This window comes from Planosporangium thailandense, assembly GCF_011947195.1.
GTDB lineage: Bacteria > Actinomycetota > Actinomycetes > Mycobacteriales > Micromonosporaceae > Planosporangium > Planosporangium thailandense.
The window spans coordinates 51,920-68,038 of record NZ_JAATVY010000006.1 but is presented as its reverse complement, the minus strand read 5'-3'; the positions used below and the strand labels follow the sequence as shown (position 1 = coordinate 68,038).

Here is a 16,119-nt window from a genome sequence, read left to right as displayed (position 1 = left end):
CTGTCTACCGGTGATTCCTGCGGGCCCACCAGACCGGGCGCGGATCGGCCGACCACAGCAGCCAGCGCCACCACGGCCGCCGCGCCCGCAGGTCCGCGATGTACGCGGTGGCCTGAGCGGCGGCCAGTTCGGCCTGCGCGGGCTCCACGCCGCCGGGAGGAACACCGCCGGGAGACGAGCCGCCAGGGAACGAGCCGCCGGGAGACGAGCCGCCGGGGAACGAGCCGCCGGGAGGAACACTGCAGGGGGCGAACGCCACCGCGTTGACCAGCCCGGCCAGCTCGGCCAGATCCGGTGCGGCAGGCCGCAGCCCGGGCGGCGCGGCGACGACGCGCGCCGCATGATCTGCGACCTCGGTGGGGGCGAGGTGGGGCGGCGGGGGACGGCCGGCCAGCCGCAGGGCGTCGAGCACCTCCCGCCAGGCCCCGAGGACGCGGCCCGGCGGGTCGCCCTCGTACAGCCGGCGCCGCCGCTGTGACCGGCGCAGCAGCACGATGAGCGCCACGCACAGCACCGGGACGCCGAAAATCCCTGTGACCGCGACGAGCGTGCCGACTGGGGGCCCCGCCGCCACCGCAGCCGCCGACGCCGAGCGGCTGGGCGCTGCCGAGGACGGCGCGACGGATGGGGGCGGCGCCGTCGACGGGGGTGGCGTGGACTGCTCCGGCCTGGGCTTGAAGTCGTCTTCGACCGGCCGGGGACGGGTGTCGGGCTGCGGCAACGGGTTGAACGCCACCCAGCCGACGCCGTCGAACAGCACCTCCGGCCAGGCCAGGGCATCCGCGCCGCGTACGGTCGGGCTGCCCGGCCGTACGCGGAATCCCACGACGACGCGGGTCGGTAACCCGACGAGCCGGCCGAGGACCGCGAACGCCGCAGCGAACTGTTCGGAGGTGCCCCGCTGCCCACCGCCGCCGGGCGGGCCGAACAGGAAGAAGGTGAGGTTCGGGTACGCGTGGCCGCTCGGCGCGTCGGAGACGAGCCGGTAGTGTTCGGCGAGGAACTGTTCGATGGCCTGTGCGCGGGCGTACGGCGTCGGATTGCCCTCGGCGAGCTTCTGACCGAGCTGCTGCATCTCCTTCGGCGCGTCACTGCCCACCCGCATGAACCTGGCCACCGTCGGCCCGGACGGCGCGCCGGCCGACGGCAGCAGGTTGACGTCGATCTTCGGCGCCCGGGACACGACGGTGTACCCGAGACCCGGGCGTAGCCCCTCCGGGATGGCGATGGTGCCGCTGGCCTGGTCGAACGATACCCGGGCGCCGTCGATCCGCTCCGGTACGGCGGCGGCCGGGACGAGCCGGCCGTCGAGCTCGTCGATCGTTATCCGCTGGGTCACCGGGGCCGTCCGGTCGCCGGTGGCCCGCGGGCCGGCGAGTACCCGCCCGGCCGGCCGGTACGTCGCGCCGACGCGCCAGGTCACGCCGTCGTAGTCGCTCAGGACCGCCAGCCGGATGCGCGTCTCGCCGCCCGCCCCGCCGGACAGCCGTACGTCGAACAGGCGCTGGTCGGGGCCGAGCGCCCAACCGGACAGCCGGACCAGCGGGCTCTCGTCGAGGATGTCCTGCTGGGGTGGCGTGACGTACCGGCGCGGATCGGCGGGGTGGCGGCCGACCCCGTGGGCGACCGGCGGCGCCACGACGGCGACGAGCGCGAGCGTACCGGCGAGGCCGGCGGCGGTGCCCGCGGCGACCCGTACCCGCAGCGCTGCCCGCTGCGCCCCGGTCAGTTCGGGGACGGCGTCGTCGTTGCCGTTCCGGGCGCTGACGGCGAGCGCGACCGCCGCGAAGCCGGCGAAGCACAGCGGCTGCCACAGCACCCGCTCGGCGTTGGGACCCACCACGTACAGCACACTCGCGTACAGCAGGCCGGGCGGTAGGCAGGCCAGCAGCGTGCGCCGGCCGCGCAGCGCCAGCTCCCCGCCGGCGAGGCCGGCCAGCCAGGTCGCGACGACGGGCACGCCGACCGTGTCCGGCTGCGGCTCGATCGGGATCATGGCCGTCAGTACGCGGGGAACGCCGTTGGCCAGCGCGTCGACGGTCAGCCGGGACAGCGGGCCGCCGAGGTGGCTGGCGGCGGCGGTCAGCCGTACCGCCAGGAGGGTGTAGCCGGCGAGGCCGAGCACGGACAGCGGGGCCACCGTCGCCGACGGCAGCCGTCGGGCGGCGACGCTCACGGTCACCGCGCCGGCGGCGGCGCCGACGAACAGCCGCGCGGCGAGCGGGTCGGAGTACAGGCGGCCGAACGCCAGCCCGGCGACGCCGAGCATGCCGACGAGCGCCGCGGGTACGGCGAGCCCGCGCAGCCAGCGGGTCACCATGCGCGTACCCCGTCCCACTCGGCCGCGAAGCCTGCCCCGTCGCCGGCGGACAGGACCGTGATGCCGTCCATCGTGGACGGCGCACCGGTCGTGTTGCCGAGCGTACCGACGACGATCGTCGGGTAGAGCCCCCGCAGCGACCCGACCGTTCCCAGGTCGGCGGCGTCACCGGGCCCGGTCAGGTAGATCAGCGTGTCCCCGGCGCGCCGGTGCCGCAGCCGGGCCACCGCCCGGTCGAGATCATCGCCGTCACCCGTGCCGCGCAGCCGCGCCTCGGCGAGCAGATCCAGGTAGGCGCGGGTGTCCGAGCGGCGCCCGTCGCGCGCGACCACGTCGCCGCTCACCGCCTGCAGGACGAGCGGAAGCTCCTCCCGGTGGGCCGCCACCACGAGCGAGGCGGCCGCCTCGCAGGCCGCTTCGAAGCTGTCGGCGGTGCCGTCCCGGCCGCCGGGGTGCGCGCACAGGCGGTCGTCGAGCAGCACCACCAGCCGCGGCAGGCTGGTGTCGAGGTGCTCGCGGACCATCAGCTCGCCGATGCGGGCCGAGGTACGCCAGTGCACGTGGCGCAGCTCGTCGCCGACCACGTACTCCCGCAGCGTGTCGAAGGTGATCGTGCCGTGCGGCACCCGGTCGACCCGTCCGTCGAGGCTGCGTACGACCCCGACGGGTACGGCCGACAGTCGGTGGACCGTCGGATAGACCCACACCTGGGCCACGTCACCGCTGGCCCGGGCGGCGGTGGCCAGGCCGAGCGGGTCACGGCGGACCACCCGCAGCGGTCCGATCGCGACGACGCCCCGCCGGTCGGTGGGTACCGGGTACTCGGCGACGGTGTCGTGGCCGGGCCGCAGCCGCAGCACCGGTACGGGCACGACGGCCGCCCCGCACCGGTCGTACGCCACGAGCGTCGCCGCCAGCAGCCGGCTGTTGTTGTGGACGGTCAGTGTCATCCGGCTGTCGTCGCCGCGCATGACCCGGTCGGGGTCGGCGCGCCGGGTCACCGCGAGGACCGGACGCCACAGGGCGTGGAGCACGGCGAGCACCACGGCGACCAGCGCCGCGCAGCCGAGGACGGCCAGCTCCGGGTACCCGAAGCCGAAGCCCGCCGCGAGCAGCGTCGGGCCGGTGGCCAGCAGCCCCGCGCCACGCCTGGTGAGCCTCATCGCGGCCGTACCGGTCAGGCCGCCGCCGGTGCCGGGACGGCGACCGTCTCGACCGCCTCGCGGAGCACGTCGAGGGCGGTGACGCCGCGTACCTGGGCGTCGGCCGACAGCAGCAGCCGGTGCGCGAAGACCGGTTCGACCAGCGCTTTCAGGTCCTCGGGGACCACGTACGCCCGGCCGGCGGCGAGCGCGTACACCCGGGCGGCCCGGGTGATGGCGATGGCGCCGCGCGGACTCACGCCGACCCGGACCTGCGGGTGGTTGCGGGTCGCGGCGGCCAGTCGCACCGTGTACGCCAGCAGCGGCTCGGCGACGTGTACCCGCTGGGCGAGCGCGACGAGCTGGCCGACCACCGCGGTGTCGGTGACCGGCGGGAGGCTGTCGGGGTTGTGGCCGGCGGCGGCGCCGCGGAGCACGTCGATCTCCGCGGCCTCGGTGGGGTAGCCGACCGACAGCTTCATCAGGAAGCGGTCGAGCTGGGCCTCCGGCAGCCGGTACGTGCCGTCCATCTCCACCGGGTTCTGGGTGGCGACCACGAGGAACGGGCGTGGTACGGCGTGCGGAACCCCGTCGACGGTGACCGTGCGCTCCTCCATGACCTCCAGCAGCGCCGACTGGGTCTTCGGCGACGCCCGGTTGATCTCGTCGGCGATGACGATGTTGGCGAAGACCGGACCGGGGTGGAACTCGAAGCCCCGGGTGGCCTGGTTGAAGATCGTGACACCGGTGACGTCGGAGGGCAGCAGGTCGGGCGTGAACTGGATGCGCCGCCACTGGCCCTGTACGGACGCGGCGACGGTCCGCGCGAGGGTGGTCTTGCCGACGCCCGGGACGTCTTCGAGCAGGATGTGTCCCTCGGCGAGCAGCGCCGTCAGCGCGAGCCTCACGACCTCGGGTTTGCCGAGCACCACCGATTCGATGCCGGCCGCGAGCCTGGCGAACAGGGTGGCGAAGCCGTGCACGTCCTCGGCGGTGGGAGCGGCCGGGTTGGCGAGGGGCGCTTGGGTCACTGACCTGCCTTCTGTGTGGGGTGCGGGCGGGCTAGCAGTGCGGCAGCACGCCCACGTAGTCGCTGCTGGTGTTGCCGTCGAAGTTGATCCACGCCAGCGGCGTGTAGTACTGGCCGCCGTTCCACTCGATCCTGATCCACCGGTTGGTCCGCTTGTCGTGGTTGTAGTTGTAGGCGTAGACACTCTCGCCGGTGGTCCAGCAGTACGCCTTGTAGCTGGCCAGGTGGGTGGTCTTGCCGACGGTGTTCTGGTGCAGCACCGCCGGGCTGGGCTGCACCTCGAGCGCGTTTCGCTGGTCGTTGCACCAGGTCTGGGTGGCCGGATCGCTCGTGCTGACGTAGTTCTGGCAGTACGCCTGGCCGTAGACGTCCGCCGTGGCCTGGCTGCCGGTGGCGCTGGCCGACCCCGCCGGTGTCGTCACCGTGACCGTGAAGCCGTAGCTGCGGCTGGGTGCGAGGCCGCCGACGGTCAGGGCGCTGGATCGGCACGCGTTGCTCGCCGACGGCCCACCGCTGACCGCCAGGGTGCACGTCGCGCCGCTCGCCCCGCCCAGGTCGGCGGAGAACGTGACCGCGATGGACGTGGTGCTCGCCGCCGACGAGCCGGTGACCGTGACCTTCGGCGCGGTGATCGTCGTCGCGGTCGTGGTCGCGTCCGGCCCGGCGCCCGCGGCATTGACCGCGTGCACGGCGACGTTGACCCTCGTGCCGTTGCCGAAGCCGGTGAGGGTGGTCGAGGTGGCGCCCACGACGTCCTGGCCGCGGCCGTTCGCGGTCACCACGTACCTGCTGATCGGGCGGCCGTTCTCCGGCGCGGACCGCCACGTCACCGTGACGGTGCCGGCCCGGTCGGTCGCGGTCCGGGCGTCGAGGCCGACCGGCCGGCCCGGTGCCGCGTACGGCACGACGGTGTTGCTCAGCGGCGACGGCTTGGAGTTGGCGCCCCGGTCGTTGACCGCGATCACCGTGAAGGCGTACTGCGTGCCGTAGGTGAGCTGCGTGCCGGCCGGGACAGTCAGGGTCGTCCTGTCGGTGTCGCCGACCTGGACCGGTGCGGAGCCGGCCGCGATCGCCGAGACGACGTACCGCGCCACGCCACGGCCCTGCCCGTTGGCGGCCGGCCAGGTCACCGCCACGGTGCCGGCGGAGTTCTCGGTCGCAGCCACGCTCGTCGGGGCGTCGGGCACCTCGGCGGTGGGCACGACCGGGTTGGCGGCGCGTTTCGGCCCGCTTCCCTTGGCGTTGACCGCGTACACCGTGAACGTGTACGTCTGGCCGTTGGCCAGCCCGGTGACGTCGAGCGACCGCTGGTCGGCGCCCACCTCGTGCGGTTTGCCGTCGCCCTCGACGACGTACTTCATGACCGGCGCGCCGTTGGACGGCGCCGCGCCCCAGCTCACCCGGGCCTGCGCGTTGCCCGCGGCCGCGCGCACGTTGACGGGCGCGCCGGGCGGGCCCACCGGCGGCTTCTGCGGCGGCGGCGGTGGCGGCGGGGGCGGGGGCGGGTCGCCACCGAGGATGTTGTTGGCGTACTTGTCGACCAGCCGGGCGCGGCCCTGGTCGTCGACGACCTCGGCATTGGAACCGGCCGGGGCGTTGATGAACAGGTGGTCCTCGCGTACCTCGAGGTCGAGAGGTGTGCCGGCGGCGCCGGGCACCGTGATGGTGGTGGCGAGCCGGCCCGCGGTGTCCAGCACGTACACGTCGCCGGTGGTCTCGTCGGCGCAGTAGAGCCGCTTGGACCAGGCCACGCACGGCGCGAGCTTCGCGCCCTCGCCCGGCACGGTGAACTGGCCGACCCGGTCGCCGTTGACCACGTAGACGGTGCGGCCGTCGACGACGGTGACCGGCACGTCGGTGCCGGTGGTGCGCGGCGGCAGTGCGCCCGGGCCGGTGAGGTTCAGCGGAGTCTTCCGCACGACGTCGTCGCGCAGGGTCGCCAGCACGGAGGCGGTCTTGTCGAGCACGGCCACGCCGCTGTCGAGTACCGACAGTGCCAGGTCGTGGCTCGGGTCCGCCACGGCAACGGTCTTGACCACCCGCGGGTCAGCCGGGGCGGCGGTGCCGGCGCGGCCGCCCCGGGTCGACCGGCTGCTCGGTGGCGCGGTGGGTTGGATGGCCACGGCGGTGCCTTCGCGCGGCACCAGAAGCCACAGCCGGCCCGCGGCGTCGAACGCGCCGCCGGACAGGCCGGGCATGAACCGCAGCGGCGCGCCGACGGGGGTGAGCGTCGCCGGGTCGAGCTGGCTCACGGCGCCCTGCACGGCGTCGATGACGAAGGCGGACTCACCGTGCAGCGCGACGGTCACGCCCACGCCGGCGGTGGTGCGGGTGCTCGCGGCCAGGTGCAGGCTGGCGAGGTCGAGCACGCTCACCTTGCCGGTGGTGACGTCGCGCAGAATGACGTACCGGTCGGTCTGGCTGACCTGCACCGTGTGGCCGAACGAGTCCGACACCTTGTACCGCGTGTCGACGCGACCGGTGACTCCGTTGACTCTCGCCACCTCGCCCTTGTTGGTGCTCCACAGCCAGGACGCCGCGTCGAAGTTGGCGATGGCGTTGTTCGACGCGCCGAGACCGAACAGCGTCGCGCCGATGCCGACGAGCAGCGCGGCGATGGTGACGACGGTGACCAGGCCACCCCTGCCCCGTGCCAGTCCGCGCACGCGCGCGCCGACCATGGATGCACCTCCCCGTAGCCGGCGCTCATCCTATGCGCTGTGCGATCGACGTCGATACCCTGCGTTTTCACCTTGTGGAAAACCGTCAGTTCGCAGGTCGCCGATTCGTGCTCGGAGAGGCGCCGCGCCTGGTGCAGATCAACCGCGACGGCACGGTGTGCTGTGGTGAATAGACGACGGCGACGAGAAAGCAATAGTCGGCTCTGGTGTTGATTCCGCTGAGGGTGTAGGTGTTCTTTCCCGATTCGACCGAACCCAGCGGAATAGGCGCGTTGTCTGAACGCCCACCAGCGATGACAAAGGGCGCAGCGCCATGTGTCGGATCGGTCCAGGCGAGGGTGATCGATGTGCCCTCGTCGCGCAGCGTCAGATCACCGGGCGGCTTCAGAGCGTCGGGCGGCGTGGCCGCGCTCGGGCCCGGGACCGGACCCCTTCCGCCGCCGGGGGCGTGGAACACCAGGAACGCCGCGATGCCGCCGCCCGCGAGGGCCATCGCCGCGATCAGGACCAGCGCCAGCATCGGTACCCGGGAATGGTGGTGCGCGTCGTCGCGCTGCGCCCGGGACGGCGGCGCGGACGGGGGAAAGGTGGCGGGTGCGGACGGGAGCGGCGGCACAGCCGGGGGAGCGGCCGGGGAAGGCGCAGCCGGGGGCGCGGCCGGCGGCGGCGGACCCGGCGCCGCGGCGCCGTCGAGGTACCGGCGGGCGGCGCGTACGTACTCGTGATCCGCCCCCAGCACCGCGGGCCCGTGCCGCAGCAGGACGCCGAAGTTGCGCCGCGCCTCGTGCCGGTTTCCCAGCTCGTCAGCGAGCGTCGCGAGGTCGTACGACAGGGGCAGCAGGTGCGGGCTGTCCTCGCCCAGCGTGAAGTGGCCGGCGGCCAGCGCATCCTCCAGCAGCCGCCGCGCGTGCGCCAGGTCGCCGAGGCGGCGGTGCAGCGAGGCGAGCAGGCGGGTCCCGGTCAGGACCTCGGCGTGGTCGGGGCCGAGCACCGTGGCCGCCGGGTCGAGCACCCGCTCCAGCAGGGCCTGCGCGCCCCGCAGGTCACCGCGGGCGGCGAGGGCGCGCGCGTCGTGCACGGCGGCGGTGAGGTGATCGGGCACGGACACGCCGCTATGCTGCCTGTCCGCCGTCGCGGTTCGCTACCCGGCGACGACGGCGTTCTCACAATGCGTGCCGGTGAGGCTGGTGCGGAACTCGCCGGGCGTCAGTCCGGTCTCGCGGACGAAGAAGCGGCCGAAGTTCGTCGGCTCGGCGAAGCCGAGCTGCCGGCCCACCGCCGCGACGGGTTCGTCGCTGCACGCGAGCAGCCGCCTGGCCTCGAGCGTGACGCGGTCGTCGATGACCTGCTTCGCGCTGCGCCCGGTCGCGACCAGGCAGGCGCGGGTGAGGGTACGCACGGAGACGCCGAGCCGGTCGGCGTAGTCCTCCACGCGACGGGTCGCGGCCATCGACGCGGCGAGCTCCTCGTGCAGACGGGTCACGAGCCGATCGGGCACCTGCGGCGCCGGCCCGGTGAGCGCGGCTATCCGTACCAGTAGGACGGCAAGCTGGTGGTGCAGCAGTTCGGCCGGTACCCCGTCGCCGGCCGCGCACCGCTCGTGGTCGGTGGCGAGCTGGGTGAACTCGGTGATGATCGCTTCCTCGTCCTCGCCGGTGGGCAGCCAGTTGGCCGGGGCGAACGGGTCGTGCAGCAGGGCACGCAGCCGGTCGGCCGTGGCGGCCGGCGGTGGGACCAGCTCCGGGGTGAACAGCAGCAGGTTGGCGTCCAGGCCGGGCTGGCCGGTGAACTGGTGTACCTGTCCCGGGCGGCCCCACAGCAGGGTGCTCGGCCGGCAGTCGTACGCGACGAAGTCCATGGTGTGCCGGCCGTGCCCGACGGTGAAGAGCATGAGCACGTGGCACGGCATGCGCAGCGGTCGCCCGAACGCGTGCTCCGGCCGGTGGGCACGGAGGTCGCTCAGGCTCAACACCTCGAGGCCGGTCGCGGGTGCGCCGGCGGGGACGGAAGCCGTTCGGACATCGACCATGATCAGCCGCCACTGTACTCGATGCGGCTGGGTCGAGCAGGTCGAGCGAGCGGCGCGACGGCGTACGCGCGCACCGGCGCCGGGCCTGGCAGGTCCGATAGAAACCGTGCGATCGGCGGGGGAGGGGGCGGGGGGGGGGGGGGGGGGCCGCCCCCGCCCCCGCCAGGGCGTGTCAGCCCTGCCGGCTGACCGCCTCGCTCAGCTCTTCCTTGTTCATGGTGGAGCGGCCCGGGATGTCGGCCTCCCTGGCCATCTCGTACAGCTCGTCGCGGGTCGCGTCCGCCAGGTCGGCGCGGCCCTTGTCCTGCGCGGCCTTGTATTCGGACTCTTCGTCGAAGCCGGCCTTGCGCAGCTCGCCCGCGCGCGCCGTCATGAACGCCTCGCCCAGCTTGTCGAGGGTGTCCTTGTCGACCGCCTCCCGCAGCGCGGGCAACACCTTGGACTCCTCTTCCTCCACGTGGTGCTTGACCGCCTGGACGAACTCCGTGAACATCTGCGTGAACTGTGGCGAGTCGACGTTCCGCACGACCTTCTGCAGCAGCTCCTCGGCCTCGTCGTGCTCGTGGTAGGCGTGGTCGACGTCGCCGGACTCGGCGGGGTCGGCCTTCTTGATGGCCGGATAGACCTTCGCCTCCTCGGCGCGCGAGTGGGCGGTCAGCCGAGCGGCGATCTCTTCGACGAGGGCCCGCCGGTCACCCTTGCCCGACTGCACCTCGCCGAACAAGCGCTCCAGCTCACGGTGATCGTTCATGATCAAGGTAACGGCATCAGACGCCATGGCTCCTCCAGATCGTCAGGTGTCACCGTCGTACCCGTCGATGACCTGCCCAAACGATCACTGTGCCGGTCTCAGCGTCGCGCCGGCCGGAAGTTCGACGGGGCGCACGCCCCGCCGGGCCGCCGGCCCGGGCTCGGCTCGACCCGCCGGCTGCGCCCGGGCGTCCTCCACCTCGAACGTCTCGATCAGTACGAGCTCGGTCGGCTGCGCCACCACCTCCGCGGGCGCGCGATCGGCCGGCGTCATGCCGGACGGCCGGAGCTTGCGCAGCAGCCGCCAGGCCGACGCGGCGACCTCGGCGTCGACGTGGAGTTCGTGCCGCGTCGCGACCAGGCGCGGGTGCGGCGGACCGCCCCGCGTGTCGCCGAGGATCGCGTACGCGGACAGCCCCACCGCCACGCCGGACAGCGCGCCGAGCGGGAGCCCGTACGCCAGGCGGATCAGCAGCCCACCGGTACCCGGTCCATTCACGACACTGAACACCGCCATCATCGCGCCGACCCACAGGCCGCCGCACCCGCCCAGCGCGGCCGCCCGTACCGCGGTGACGCGCGTGTCGGTGACGCCGACCAGCTTCAGATCACCGCCGACCAGCGCCGTCCGGTGCACCGGGAAGGAGGCGTGGGCGAGGAGTTCGAGGGTGCGTTCGGCGTCGGCGTACCGGGGGAAGGAGGCGACCGGGGTACGGCCGGCCAGACCGGCATGGTCGGTCAGGACCGTACGGGACCCGCGGCGCGTGCCGAAGTCGACAGTGGGGCGCTTCGGCTGAACGGTCACGGGTACCGCCTCCTGGTGCCGCCGGTCCGGCCGGATGGGGACTACCCGTATCCAAGATGTTTACTCGTTGATCACGCGTGGAGGCGTACGGTGATGGGTGCCGTTGCGCCGGTCTGGCGACCACGCCCCGGTCAGGTGCCGCTCCCGAGGCGGTGCCACCTGACAAAGGGCGAGGTCGCATAGGGGGTGGCCGGCAGCGGGCGCGTCCAGATCGGACGCAGGCAAAGCCGTGTTGTGCAAGTTGACCAGTCCGCCAGGTCTGGGACCGCCACTTTGTGCCCGGCGCGCTTCCCGCCCTGCGGGCTGGTTCGTGTGCGCAGGGGGGGCGAACCGTAATGACCATCGCGCTCGACCACGCTCAGTGGTCTTCCCTGTTGAACAGGGATTTCGACGAGCGCGTCTCCGCACTGGTGGAGAGCATGTGCGCACTCGTGCCGGGCGATCCGGCCCGGGCCGAGCGGCGTACGCAGCTGATCAATGTGTGCCGGCCACTGGCAGCGTGCCTGGCCCGGCGCTACCGCAACAGGGGGGAACCGCTCGATGACCTGGTACAGATCGCCACCGTCGGGCTCATCAAGGCCGTCGACGCGTACGACCCGCGGCGGGGGGTGCCGTTCGGCAGCTACGCCGTACCGACGATCGTGGGTGAGATCAAGAGACATTTTCGCGACCGGGGCTGGGCGGTACGTGTACCGCGTCGCCTGCAGGAGCTGAGGCTGCGCATCTCACGGGAGGCGGATCCGTTGACGCAGCGGCTCGGGCGCAACCCGACCGTCGCCGACCTCGCCGCCGACCTGGGGGAGCGGGAGGAGGACATCATCGCCGGGCTGGCCTGCGCCCCGGCATACCGTACGGTGTCGCTTCAGGTGTCGCTGCCGGGAGCCGAAGGCGCCGAACTGATGGATGTGCTCGGCGCCGCCGATCCGCTGCTGGAGGGCGTCGAACACCGGGAGGCGCTGCGGCCGTTGATCGCCCAGCTGCCCGACCGTGAACGGCGCATCCTGCACCTGCGGTTCTTCGCGAACATGACCCAGGCGCAGATCGCGGCCGCGACCGGGATCTCGCAGATGCACGTGTCCCGGCTGCTCGGTCAATCACTGCGGACCCTGCGCAAGGGGCTGCTGGCGGACTAGGCAGGGTGGATCGTGGGGAGGTCGGCGCCCGCTGCGGCGCCGACCTCCCCACGATCCGGTTACCAGCGACTTACCAGCGACTTACCAGCGACGCATCCAGGACCAGTGGGCGTCGAGCCAGCCGCGCAGCCGCGCGACGTTGTCGGCGCCGCTGTCGAGCCACGGCAGCGACTTGGTCATGGCGAGGATGCCGAGGACGACGCCGGCGATGCTGAACACGAGCCCCAGCAGCGCGACGTGGTGGCCGGTGACGTGCCGGCGGGACACCGCGGCCAGGCCGATCGCGGCCAGCAGCAGGCCGACCGCGCCGGCGACGACGCCGAGTGGGGCCAGCCGGCCGCTGAGCGCCCCGAGCGTGGCGCACACCCCGACGATCAGGCTCAGCGTGGCCGTGAAGCTGGTGTGCGCCCAGCGCGCCGGGCGGACCGGCTCGGCGGTGTCGGCGTCGGCGTCGGTCACGTCGGCGCGTTCGGCGCGGTCGGCGTCGAGGCGGTCGGTCTCGGCACGGGCCCGCACCGCTGCGGCGTGGTCCCGCTCGGCCTCGGCGTGGTCCCGCTCGGCCTCGGCGCTGTCGCGGTCGGCCTCGGCGTCCACGCCGTGTCGCGGGCCGGGCGCGGGGGCCGGCCCGGTGCCGAGGGGCCGGGTGGCGTCCGGCGGGGGCTCGACCGCGCCGCCCGGCGGCACCGGGCGACCACCCGGAGGCATGGGCGCCACCGCGCCGCCGGGCGGTACCGGCTGGGACGGCACGCGCGCCAGGCGGACCGTCGGGTCGCCGAGCCCGTCCCGTTCCCGGTCGGCCCGGGTCACATCGCCGGTGGTGGAGCCGGCACGCATCGTGGTGTCGTCGGCGGCCCGCTCGTCCGCGGCCTGCCGGCGGGAAAGGTCAGTGGCCATCGCACACCTCCTATGGGCCGCCCGTCTGTCGACGGCGCGCGTGCGGGCGCGCCACGGGCGGGACATTGATGAAGTACCCACCTGGTTCGCCAGGTACACCGACCACTTGGCCCGTTTGTGCCATGGTTTGCCCCGGTGGGGTGGCGGGTACCCACGTCCCATGGAACGCGGCAATTCGAAGCACGGGCCACGGCTCGACGACGAGATGGAGCACGAGGTTCGCGGCATGCTTCAAGGCGGGGTCGACACCCGCGTTGAGGAGTGGCGCGATCCCGAGCCAGCCGGCGAGGACCAGCCGAACCCGACGCGTACGCCCGTCGGGTACGAGCGGGCCGGCGCCCCTCCCGGCATGACCCCGGAGGAGGTCGATCAGCGCAGCCGGATCGGACGCTTCATTCCCCTGTCCGCTCTGCCTGGCGATCGCGACGATCTGCTCGCGGCCGCCGAGGAGATGGATGCGCCGGACGACGTCATCGACCGGCTTGCCGCTCTGCCAGCCGACAAGGAGTTCGAGACGATCAATCAGGTGTGGGCCGCGCTCGGCGGCCACAACGAGGAGCGACGTACCTGATCTGATGCGGACTCAAGCCGAGAGGTCGTGATACGCGGCGCCGCCGCGGTCGCGACCTCTCCGGCATTTCGCCGCTGATCGGAATCGGGCTCAGAGCTGCCGCAGCGCCGGCAGGAGCTGCCGCTCGGCGAAGTCCAGGAAGCCCGCCTGACCTTCGGCGCCCACCTGTACCAGCGCGACGTGGGTGAATCCGGCGTCGACGAACCTGCGCACGGCCTGCACGTGCTTGTCGAGGTCGGGACCGCAGGGAATCCCGGCCGCCACGTCCTCCTCCCGCACCGAGGCGCTGGCGTGCGCGAAAGACCGGGGATTGGGCAGCTCGGCGTTGACCGGCCAGCCCAGCCCGAACCACCGGAACTGCTCGTACGCGATCTTGCGGCACTGCTCCTCGTCCGGGCCGTAACAGATCGCGACCTGCCCGTACCGTGGCTTCTCGCCGCCGCCTGCCGCGTCGAACAGGTCGCACAGCTCCCGCTTCGGCTCGACCGCGATCATGACGTCGGCGTACTCGCCGGCGACCTCGCACGACGACCGGCCGGACACCGCGAGCCCGATCGGCACCCCGTTCTCCGGCAGATCCCACAGCTTCGCCTCGGGCACCTCGAAGTACTCGCCGCCGTGGTGCACGGTCTCGCCGGCGAGCAGCGGCCGGATGATGTCGAGCGCCTCCACGAGCATGTCGTGGCGCTGCGCCACGTGCGGCCACGCGCCCACCACGTGCTCGTTGAGGTTTTCCCCGGCGCCCAGGCCGAGGGTGAACCGGCCACCGGACATCACGCCGATCGTCGCGGCCTTCTGCGCCACCACCGCCGGGTGGTAGCGGCGGATCGGACTGGTCACGAACGACATCAGGTCCAGCTGGGAGGTCGCGTACGCGACCGCGCCCAGCACCGACCAGGCGTACGGGGCATGCCCCTGCTCGGCCAACCACGGGTAGTAGTGGTCGGAGATGACCGCGAAGTCGAAGCCGGCCCGCTCGGCGCGGACCGCGTCGTCGACCAGCTGGACCGGACCCGCCTGTTCGCACATCAGCGTGTAGCCGAAGCTCACCACCAGAGATCCTCCCGACTAGCTCAAGCTCAGTAGCTCCTGCTCTTCCACGACCGGTACGGACAGCGTCTTGTAGCCGACCTCGTCGAAGAGCACCGTCATGTGATCGCCCTCGTAGCGCAGCACCGTGCCGTCACCCCACTCGGCGTGCGAGACCCGGCTGTGCACCGGGAAGGGCCCGCCGGCGCCGGCGTCGGCCACCTCCCGGGCCGCGCCGGACAGGCAGTTGTCGCAGTGCCCGCACGGGTGCTCCAACTGCTCGCCGAAGTAGGCGAGCAACGTCTGGCCCCGGCAGGCGGTCGTCTCGGCCAGGTTGCGCATCATCTCCAGCCGGGAACGCTGCACGGTCTGCCGCCGCTCGGCCTGGGCGCGCGCCGCGTGGGCCGCCTGATCGGGCTCGGGGGCGTAGGCCGGCGCGCGCCACCGGCCACGGCGGCCGGGCACCGCGGCGCCGACCTCCTCCAGCAGGACGAGCAGCTCGCCGAGCTTGCGAGGCCCCAGCCCGGTCCGCTCGCGCAGCTCCGCGCGGGACAGCGGGCCGGAGCGTACCGCCGCGGCGAGCCGGACGAGCTCGGAGTGGGCTGGGAGACCGCCGGTGAAGAACTTGCGCAGGCCGGTGTCCTCGGTGCGGAACAGCAGCAGCGCCTGCGCCGGCTCGCCGTCTCGGCCGGCGCGGCCGATCTCCTGCAGGTAGCTGTCGGGGGAGTCGGGCAGGGCGACGTGGTTGACCCACCGGATGTTGCGCTTGTCGATGCCCATCCCGAAGGCGCTGGTGGCCACCATCACCGGTATCTCGTCGGCCAGGAACGCCCGGTGGCGCCGGCGGCGCTCGCGTAGCGCCATCCCGCCGTGGTACGCGGTCGAAGGCTGGCCGGCGCCGGTCAGCCACTCCGCCAGCTCCTCGGCGGCGCGCCGGGTGGACACGTACACGATGCCGGGCGGGGTCGACTGCTGGAGGCGATCGAGCAGGCGCTGCCACCGCTGCTCCTCGTCGACGCACTGGACCGCCTCCAGGAAGATGTTCGGCCGGTCCAGCCCGGTGATCACCACCTCGGGGTCGCGCAGGCCCAGCCGGTCGAGGATGTCCTCGCGTACGGGCGGGGAGGCGGTGGCGGTGAGCGCGACCACCGGCGGGTGGCCCAGCTCTGCCACCGCACGCCCGAGCTGAAGGTAGTCGGGGCGGAAGTCGTACCCCCAGGCGGAGATGCAGTGCGCCTCGTCGACCGCGACGAGGCTGGGCCGGGCGGCGCGGATCGCCGCGAGCCGCCGCGGGTCGGCGAGCTGTTCGGGGGTGACGAAGATGTACTCGACCTCCCCGCCAGACGCCTCCTCGAGCACCTCGCGCTGCTCGGACGCGCTCTCCGCCGAGCTGAGCCGGGCGGCGGCGAGGGCCTCGTCGTCGCGGCGGGCCAGCCCCGCGATCTGGTCGGCCTGCAGCGCCAGCAGCGGAGAGATCACGATCGTCGGACCGTCGAGCAGCGTCCCGGGTACCTGGTAGATCGCCGACTTGCCGCCGCCGGTCGGCGCGACAACGAGGGCGTCCCGACCGGCCATCAGCGCCCGCATCGCGATCTCCTGCTCGGGGCGCAGTTCCTGCCACCCGAAGCGCTCCCGAGCCGCCGAGCGCAGCGCCACCGTCACGTCCATCGACCTTCGGCCTTACCCGAGGCCGCCGACGCCAAACCCCTGGCGGTTCGCCGGCGCCTCGCTGGGT

13 protein-coding genes are annotated in these 16,119 nt (G+C 73.3%); 2 read left to right on the top strand and 11 right to left on the bottom strand.

What is annotated here, in order from left to right:
* Nucleotides 1-4: 4 nt before the first annotated feature.
* The 8 genes from HC031_RS11500 to HC031_RS11465 form a co-directional block, all read right to left on the bottom strand.
* A complete protein-coding gene (locus HC031_RS11500) occupies nucleotides 5-2,320 on the bottom strand; it encodes a transglutaminase TgpA family protein (RefSeq protein WP_240942385.1) in 2,316 nt (771 codons plus the stop codon).
* Entirely contained in the window at nucleotides 2,314-3,483 is a 1,170-nt protein-coding gene (locus tag HC031_RS11495; protein WP_167925241.1) for a DUF58 domain-containing protein, read from the bottom strand. Before HC031_RS11495 ends, HC031_RS11500 begins: the two co-directional genes overlap by 7 nt.
* A gap of 14 nt (nucleotides 3,484-3,497) precedes the next feature.
* Nucleotides 3,498-4,493, bottom strand: a complete 996-nt coding sequence (locus HC031_RS11490) for an AAA family ATPase (RefSeq protein ID WP_167925240.1) — start codon at nucleotides 4,491-4,493, stop codon at nucleotides 3,498-3,500.
* Nucleotides 4,494-4,524: 31 nt separating this feature from the next.
* On the bottom strand, nucleotides 4,525-7,173 hold the full coding sequence (locus tag HC031_RS11485; protein WP_167925239.1) for a fibronectin type III domain-containing protein: 2,649 nt from the start codon (nucleotides 7,171-7,173) through the stop codon (nucleotides 4,525-4,527).
* An 85-nt stretch (nucleotides 7,174-7,258) separates the two neighbouring features.
* A complete protein-coding gene (locus tag HC031_RS11480) occupies nucleotides 7,259-8,281 on the bottom strand; it encodes a tetratricopeptide repeat protein (protein WP_167925238.1) in 1,023 nt (340 codons plus the stop codon).
* A 33-nt stretch (nucleotides 8,282-8,314) separates the two neighbouring features.
* Nucleotides 8,315-9,202 carry a helix-turn-helix domain-containing protein gene (locus HC031_RS11475; protein ID WP_167925237.1) on the bottom strand — a complete coding sequence of 296 codons (888 nt, stop codon included), beginning with the start codon at nucleotides 9,200-9,202 and terminating at the stop codon, nucleotides 8,315-8,317.
* A 172-nt stretch (nucleotides 9,203-9,374) separates the two neighbouring features.
* Nucleotides 9,375-9,980 (bottom strand): hemerythrin domain-containing protein, encoded by a 606-nt coding sequence (locus tag HC031_RS11470; RefSeq protein WP_167925236.1) that lies wholly within the window; start codon nucleotides 9,978-9,980, stop codon nucleotides 9,375-9,377.
* 57 nt (nucleotides 9,981-10,037) lie between these two features.
* Nucleotides 10,038-10,757, bottom strand: coding sequence for a hypothetical protein (locus HC031_RS11465; RefSeq protein WP_167925235.1), 720 nt, complete (start codon nucleotides 10,755-10,757; stop codon nucleotides 10,038-10,040).
* Nucleotides 10,758-11,131: 374 nt separating this feature from the next.
* On the opposite strand from HC031_RS11465, the gene HC031_RS11460 reads away from it, so the two are divergent.
* On the top strand, nucleotides 11,132-11,890 hold the full coding sequence (locus HC031_RS11460) for a SigB/SigF/SigG family RNA polymerase sigma factor (protein WP_240942384.1): 759 nt from the start codon (nucleotides 11,132-11,134) through the stop codon (nucleotides 11,888-11,890).
* A gap of 81 nt (nucleotides 11,891-11,971) precedes the next feature.
* On the opposite strand, the gene HC031_RS11455 is transcribed toward HC031_RS11460, so the two are convergent.
* Entirely contained in the window at nucleotides 11,972-12,784 is an 813-nt protein-coding gene (locus HC031_RS11455; RefSeq protein ID WP_167925233.1) for a hypothetical protein, read from the bottom strand.
* A 160-nt stretch (nucleotides 12,785-12,944) separates the two neighbouring features.
* Here HC031_RS11455 and HC031_RS11450 point away from each other — a divergent pair, with 160 nt between their 5' ends.
* Complete coding sequence (locus HC031_RS11450; protein WP_167925232.1) at nucleotides 12,945-13,355, top strand: DUF2795 domain-containing protein; 411 nt, start codon at nucleotides 12,945-12,947, stop codon at nucleotides 13,353-13,355.
* A 90-nt stretch (nucleotides 13,356-13,445) separates the two neighbouring features.
* On the opposite strand, the gene HC031_RS11445 is transcribed toward HC031_RS11450, so the two are convergent.
* Together HC031_RS11445 and HC031_RS11440 are read right to left on the bottom strand one after the other, a co-directional pair.
* Nucleotides 13,446-14,408 (bottom strand): TIGR03557 family F420-dependent LLM class oxidoreductase, encoded by a 963-nt coding sequence (locus HC031_RS11445; protein WP_167925231.1) that lies wholly within the window; start codon nucleotides 14,406-14,408, stop codon nucleotides 13,446-13,448.
* 15 nt (nucleotides 14,409-14,423) lie between these two features.
* Nucleotides 14,424-16,052, bottom strand: coding sequence for a RecQ family ATP-dependent DNA helicase (locus HC031_RS11440; protein ID WP_167925230.1), 1,629 nt, complete (start codon nucleotides 16,050-16,052; stop codon nucleotides 14,424-14,426).
* Nucleotides 16,053-16,119 lie beyond the last annotated feature (67 nt).